A 6,000-nucleotide genomic window follows, 5' to 3' on the forward strand; every position below is an offset into this window, starting at 1 on the left:
CTTGCGTTTTGTAATTGTATACAAGTGGTGTCTATCCAAAGTGTATTCACGGCGAGCGGCGTTGGTCAATGCCTTTCGTAAACTGACCTTTGCGTTCGTCGGAAGCGCTTTTTTCGACGTATGGAGCCTTTGTTGAAAAATATTGTATACAAAAATAAACATCATTGTGTTCTATTTGTGTGATCGAGCATCTGATCAAACAGACCTCACCGCATTACCCATAACAAGATAAGGACGGCACCTATGAGCGCTTTAACCTTGAAACTCGCCACCCAACTGGCCACCCAGGCCCTTACTGCAGGCCGCACCATTTCGGCTGCGCCACTGACCATCGCCGTGCTCGACAGCGGCGGCCACCTGGTCACCCTGCAACGCGAAGACGGCGCCAGCCTGCTACGCCCGCAAATCGCCATCGGCAAGGCCTGGGGCGCCATTGCCCTGGGCAAGGGTTCACGTTTGCTGGCACTGGACGCCCAACAGCGCCCGGCGTTTATCGCGGCGTTGAACAGCCTGGGGCAGGGCAGCGTCGTGCCGGCGCCGGGTGGGGTGTTGATTCGGGATCAGAGCGGCATGGTGCTGGGCGCGATCGGGATCAGCGGGGACACGTCCGATATTGACGAGCAGTGTGCGATCACGGCGATAGAGGGAGTGGGGTTGATGGCGGATGCGGGGGTGTCGGCTTGATTTGTTCTGACTGTGAGTAAGCTATCGCAGGCAAGCCAGCTCCCACATTGGCGGTGTTCACAAATTCAACTGTGTGAGTGCAATCAGTGTGGGAGCTGGCTTGCCTGCGATGCAGTCGACTCGGTCTCCAGTCAAACCCAAATGGCATCCCACAGCGGATAGTCACCAAACTTCTTTACCAGCCCGGCCCTGAGTGGATTGGCTACGATGTAACGTGCAATCCCCTCAAGGCTTTCCTCTCGACGCACGGCATGGTCATGAAAGCCCGGTTGCCAGAGGCGACCTTGGCGACCAGCCACCGCATTCACCACTCGGGTGCTCTTGGATTTAACTTGTCGCATCAAGTCGGCAAGCGAACCTTTCTCCAGAGAAACAAGCCAATGGAAATGATCAGGCATTACCACCCAGGCCAATGATGTTGCGAGCCCTTTATATTGGGCGATCCTGAATTGTTGTACGACCAGGCGGCCGAGTCTGAAGTCGCTGAAGATGGGCTCGCGTTCAAGGGTGTTGGTGGTGAGCAGGTAAATGCGGTTGGACTCGTTATAGCGGCCGATGCGCAGGCGTTTTGAAGCAGGTAAATCAGGCATTCCGTGGCCTCTCTTCAGATGGTGTTCTGAGAGGCTAGACTGAGGGGCGAAGGCTGATCGGCGGGCTTTTAGCAGGATGTGTCTGGATGGGCGCTATCGCGGGCAAGCCCGCTCCCACAGGGGATTGTGACCATTTTACATTTTGTGTCCGGCGCAAATCCGGGTGGAAGCTGGCTTGCCTGCGATAGCCTCGCCGCGGTCTATCAATCCGGCTCACACCCCTTGAGCACCAACCGAATAATCGTCTGCGCCGCCGCCTCATAATCGGCCTCATCCAGCTTGGCCTTGCCAGTCACCGCCGAGATCTGCCAGTCGAAATCGGCATAGGTCTGGGTGGCTGCCCAGATGCTGAACATCAGGTGGTTGGGGTCGATCGCTGCGATCAGGTCACGGTCAACCCAGCTCTGGATGCAATCGATATTGTGCTTGGCCTGAGCATTGAGCTGTTCAACCTGGTCGGCGCTCAGGTGTGGGGCGCCGTGCATGATTTCGCTGGCGAACACCTTGGAAGCGAACGGCAGGTCGCGGGAGATGCGGATTTTGGAGCGGATGTAGTTGCTCAATACTTCCTTGGGCTCGCCTTCGGGGTTGAACGGCGTGGAGGCGGCCAGGATCGGCTCGATAATGCTTTCGAGCACTTCGCGGTAAAGGTTGTCCTTGGACTTGAAGTAGTAATAGACGTTGGGCTTGGGCAGCCCGGCCTTGGCGGCGATGTCGCTGGTTTTGGTCGCGGCGAAGCCCTTGTCGGCAAACTCCTCGCTCGCCGCCCGCAGGATTTTTTCTTTGTTGCGCTCGCGAATGCTGCTCATAAACCAGACGTTTCCTTGCCATGACAGGCGGTTGCGCATGGTAGCACCGGCCATCTGCAAGCCTCAACAATCTGCCCGCAACGCCTTGCGCCGCGCTATGCTCGCGCCATCTCTCTCTAACGGAAGTCCGGTTCATGGCAGGAAGCAGCTTGTTGGTGTTGATTGACGATATCGCGGCGGTACTCGATGACGTCGCGCTGATGACAAAAATGGCCGCCAAGAAGACATCGGGCGTGCTGGGCGATGACCTTGCACTTAACGCCCAGCAGGTCTCCGGCGTGCGCGCCGAGCGAGAAATCCCGGTGGTGTGGGCGGTGGCCAAGGGCTCGTTTATCAACAAGCTGATCCTGGTGCCGACGGCCCTGTTGATCAGCGCCTTTGCACCCTGGGCGGTGATACCGCTGTTGATGCTCGGCGGCGCCTACCTGTGTTTCGAGGGCTTCGAAAAACTCGCGCATAAATTCCTGCACAGCAAGGCTGAAGATCAAGCCGAACACGCACAGTTGGCTGAAGCGGTGGCCGACCCGGCAACCGATCTGGTGGCGTTCGAGAAAGACAAGATCAAGGGCGCGATCCGTACCGACTTTATTCTTTCCGCCGAAATCATTGCCATCACCCTCGGCATCGTCGCCGACGCGCAGCTCACGCAGCAGGTGATCGTGCTGTCGGGTATCGCCATTGTCATGACCATCGGCGTATATGGATTGGTGGCCGGTATCGTCAAGCTCGACGACCTGGGGCTGTGGCTGACGCAGAAGCCGGGCCAGGTGGCGCGCAGTATTGGCGGCGCGATTCTGAGTGCGGCCCCCTACATGATGAAGAGCCTGTCAGTGATCGGCACGGCGGCGATGTTCATGGTCGGTGGCGGCATCCTCACCCATGGCGTGCCCGTGGTGCATCACTGGGTCGAAACCGTGAGCCAGAGCACCGGCGCATTCGCGTGGCTGATGCCGACGCTGCTCAATGCGGTGGCGGGGATCATCGCCGGCGCCGTTGTTCTGGCAGTGGTCAGCGTGGTGGGCAAGGGCTGGAAAGCGCTGCGAGGGTGAAACGGCAGGCATAAAAAAGGCCATTCAATCGAATGGCCTTTTTTGTCGCTGCGGTTTACTCGGCAATCTGCAACTTGCGCGATTCGGTGTAGATATACCGCACCTTCTCATACTCGAACGGCGAGTTCATCTGGCCGTAGCGGAAGCTGGTCTGGTAGCGCTTGTCCACGGCGCGCAGGGCCCAGACTTCCGGATGGTTGGAGCTGACTTCGGATACGTTGAGGAAGTTGATCTGCGATTCGGCGCTGTAGTCCACCAGCAGGCCGCCGGTGTCACGCAGGTTCGACGGTCCGAAGATCGGCAGCATCACATAAGCGCCACCCGGTACACCGTAGAAGCCCAGGGTCTGGCCGAAGTCTTCGCTCTGGCGCGGCAGGCCCATGGCGGTGGCCGGGTCCCACAGGCCGGCGATGCCAATGGTGGTGTTGACCAGCAGGCGCCCGGTGGTTTCCAGGGAGCGGTGGCCCTTGAGTTGCAACAAGCTGTTCATCAGGTTGGGCACATCGCCCAAATTGTTGAAGAAGTTGCTCACGCCGGTGCGCAGGAAGCTCGGCGTGACGTAGCGGTAACCGTTTACTACCGGCAGGAACACCCACTGGTCGAAGCGATAGTTGAAGTGGTATACGCGGCGGTTCCACGACTCCAGTGGGTCGTAGACGTTGAGCGCGGTGAGCGTGGAGCGCTCGAACTCACGCTGGTCCAAGCCTGGGTTGAACTTGAGCTTGGTCAGCGGCTCCTTGAAGCCGTCGGCATCGACCTTGACGGGTTCTTGGGCCTTGCTGTTGTCGGCATTGGCCACGCCTGCGCACATCAGTGCGGCGAGCAGCAGAAGATATTTAGCCACGGAAGAACTCCAGCATGGCGTCGGCGTTGACGCGGTAATTGAGGTTGCCGCAGTGGCCGCCCAGCGGGTAGACGGTCAAGCGATCGCCGAAAGTTTTACGCAGGAAGCCCAGGTCGCCAGGGCCGAGGATCACGTCGTCGGCGTTATGCATCACGGCGATTTTCGGGCTGTCGCGCAGGTAGTCCTTGAGGGCGTAGAGGCTGACCTGGTCGATCAGTTGCAGCAGGCTGCCGCCATCGGAACGCGCGCGCCACATCGGGATCACTTGTTCGGTGAGGTAGCAGTCGAAGTCACACTGCAGGGCACGCTTGAGGAACGGCGTGAGGCTGGTGCCTTCAGTGATCGGGTACTTGGGCGGAATGATCAGGCCACGGCGGTTGATCAAGTCCGAGGTAAAGGCGATGTCAGCGGCCGAGAAGCGGAACGAGGTGCCGATCAGCATGGCCATCTGTTCGTTGCTCAGGTGCTGCTTGGACTGCTGGAAGTCGTAGAGCAGCGCGTCATTGAGGTCGATGTAGCCTTTTTGCTGGAAGTAACGCGTCAGTTTGCTCAGCACCAGCTCATAGAAGGTGGTGCTGTTGTTGATGCCCTTGACCTCGGTCTGTACCAGCTTGTCGAGGTTGGTGATCGAGGTGTAGAGGTTGACCGGCGGGTTGAGCAGCAGCACTTTCTTGAAGTTGAAGCTGCGGCGGGTCTCATCCAGCTTGCTGACAAACGCCGCATCCAGGGCGCCCAGGCTGTAGCCGGTGAGGTAGAAGTCGGTCACTGGCAACGAGGCGTTCTGCGCGCGTACGGCTTGCATCACGCGGTACATGTCTTCGGCGTCTTCCTGGGTGATGCCCGGGGTGGCGAAGCGCGAAGCGGCGCTGATGAAGTCGAAGCTGGTTGGCGAGGAGAGCTGCACCACATGGTAGCCGGCCTGGTAATACAGCTTTTTCAGGTATTCGTTGATGCTGCTGTCAAAGCGTGCGCCGGTGCCGGCGATCAGGAAGATCAAAGGCGCAGCACGGTCCTGCTTGGCAATGCGGTAGGTGAGTTTCTTCACCGCCCAGAAATTGTCCGGCAGGCTGAACTCGCGCTCGGGGCGCATCGTCAGGGTGTAGTCGGACTGGTTGATCTCGTCATCTGTCGGCAGGGTTGGCCGCAGATCGGGAGGTGTGGTGGCGATGGTCGCTTCGAACGGGTTGGTCAAAGGGTAGCCATAGCTGGCTTGGTCGATATCGACGGCCAGTGCTGACGCACTCAAAAATAGGCTGCCCAGCAAGGCAGCACAGCGCAAGGAACGGAGCATGACTTAATCCCTAAGAGGAACGGGCTGAATGAAGTTCGCAGGCTATGACCACCGCCTTGTCACCGAAGTGCCAACACTCGGCACGAAAAGTCGGAATTAAACGTCGGAATCGGGGTAATAGTAGCGAGACGATACACTTTGCCATGCATTGTTGAACAGATATCTGCGCGAACACCTTGCTAACGGCCGCCGTGGGATTAAGCTGGGCGCCGTTTTTGCCTATCGGAGTGCCCCATGTCCCGTCGTTTGCCGTTGATCCTGCTGCTTATTGCCCTGCCGTTATGGCTGGCCGCCAGTTATGCCGCACGCTATGGCTTCATGGAGGATGGGCAATGGGTTGGCATCTGCGCTGATGAGGCCAGCCGCTGGGAATGCCAGGTGCGTTCGAACATGGGTTTGATGATTCATTTCAAGCTGCTGGGGTGGGCGGCATTGGTCACCTCGGTGCTGGCGTTTTTCGTGCCTGGGCGTACGGGGTGGGCCCTGGCGGTGCTGGGGATGGTGTTCGGGTTGCCGGCGCTGGCGCTGTACAACACGACGTTTGCGGTGTTTGCGGTGGTGATTGCGGGGTTGCGGTTGGTCAGGAAGCCTCGCGGCGCCTGATGTGGCCTCATCGCAGCATAGGTATCTACATAACTCTGTTAGCTCAACGGTAACCACGATGCGAAGCGAGCCGCTCTTGATCTTGATCTGCTTTTGATCTTAGGCGCCCCGTTAAACCACGCTGGCCGGA

Annotated in this window: 7 protein-coding genes; 3 read left to right on the forward strand and 4 right to left on the reverse strand. The window is 58.8% G+C overall.

The features are described 5' to 3' along the window. The first annotated feature begins 243 nt into the window (after positions 1-243). Positions 244-684, forward strand: a complete 441-nt coding sequence (locus JJD66_RS19940; protein ID WP_020302584.1) for a GlcG/HbpS family heme-binding protein — start codon at positions 244-246, stop codon at positions 682-684. A gap of 131 nt (positions 685-815) precedes the next feature. On the opposite strand, the gene JJD66_RS19945 is transcribed toward JJD66_RS19940, so the two are convergent. Together JJD66_RS19945 and JJD66_RS19950 are read right to left on the reverse strand one after the other, a co-directional pair. After that, on the reverse strand, positions 816-1,274 hold the full coding sequence (locus JJD66_RS19945) for an REP-associated tyrosine transposase (RefSeq protein ID WP_186608068.1): 459 nt from the start codon (positions 1,272-1,274) through the stop codon (positions 816-818). Positions 1,275-1,477: 203 nt separating this feature from the next. Beyond that, positions 1,478-2,083: a TetR/AcrR family transcriptional regulator gene (locus JJD66_RS19950; RefSeq protein WP_198716790.1), complete on the reverse strand. Its 606-nt coding sequence runs from the start codon at positions 2,081-2,083 to the stop codon at positions 1,478-1,480. A gap of 134 nt (positions 2,084-2,217) precedes the next feature. Between JJD66_RS19950 and JJD66_RS19955 the strand changes: the two genes are divergently transcribed. Then, positions 2,218-3,132 (forward strand): DUF808 domain-containing protein, encoded by a 915-nt coding sequence (locus JJD66_RS19955; RefSeq protein WP_198716789.1) that lies wholly within the window; start codon positions 2,218-2,220, stop codon positions 3,130-3,132. 55 nt (positions 3,133-3,187) lie between these two features. Here JJD66_RS19955 and JJD66_RS19960 read toward each other — a convergent pair whose 3' ends face one another. Both JJD66_RS19960 and JJD66_RS19965 read right to left on the reverse strand, forming a co-directional pair. After that, the gene (locus JJD66_RS19960; protein ID WP_054898378.1) at positions 3,188-3,976 is read right to left on the reverse strand and encodes an MlaA family lipoprotein; all 789 of its coding nucleotides are present in this window, start codon (positions 3,974-3,976) and stop codon (positions 3,188-3,190) included. Continuing rightward, entirely contained in the window at positions 3,969-5,267 is a 1,299-nt protein-coding gene (locus JJD66_RS19965; RefSeq protein ID WP_003189995.1) for a serine protein kinase PrkA, read from the reverse strand. The genes JJD66_RS19960 and JJD66_RS19965 overlap by 8 nt, the downstream gene beginning before the upstream one ends. Before the next feature lie 234 nt (positions 5,268-5,501). On the opposite strand from JJD66_RS19965, the gene JJD66_RS19970 reads away from it, so the two are divergent. Next, entirely contained in the window at positions 5,502-5,870 is a 369-nt protein-coding gene (locus tag JJD66_RS19970; protein ID WP_200648837.1) for a hypothetical protein, read from the forward strand. Positions 5,871-6,000: the final 130 nt, after the last annotated feature.

Origin of the sequence: Pseudomonas sp. MF6751 (genome assembly GCF_016613265.1) — a bacterium.
GTDB classification, from domain to species: Bacteria; Pseudomonadota; Gammaproteobacteria; order Pseudomonadales; family Pseudomonadaceae; genus Aquipseudomonas; species Aquipseudomonas fluorescens_BV.

Excerpts from the sequence above, each read along its gene's own strand:
- JJD66_RS19940 (WP_020302584.1), top strand. The coding sequence starts at position 244 with ATGAGCGCTTTAACCTTGAAACTCGCCACCCAACTGGCCACCCAGGCC.
- JJD66_RS19945 (WP_186608068.1), bottom strand. The coding sequence starts at position 1,274 with ATGCCTGATTTACCTGCTTCAAAACGCCTGCGCATCGGCCGCTATAAC.
- JJD66_RS19950 (WP_198716790.1), bottom strand. The coding sequence starts at position 2,083 with ATGAGCAGCATTCGCGAGCGCAACAAAGAAAAAATCCTGCGGGCGGCG.
- JJD66_RS19955 (WP_198716789.1), top strand. The coding sequence starts at position 2,218 with ATGGCAGGAAGCAGCTTGTTGGTGTTGATTGACGATATCGCGGCGGTA.
- JJD66_RS19965 (WP_003189995.1), bottom strand. The coding sequence starts at position 5,267 with ATGCTCCGTTCCTTGCGCTGTGCTGCCTTGCTGGGCAGCCTATTTTTG.
- JJD66_RS19970 (WP_200648837.1), top strand. The coding sequence starts at position 5,502 with ATGTCCCGTCGTTTGCCGTTGATCCTGCTGCTTATTGCCCTGCCGTTA.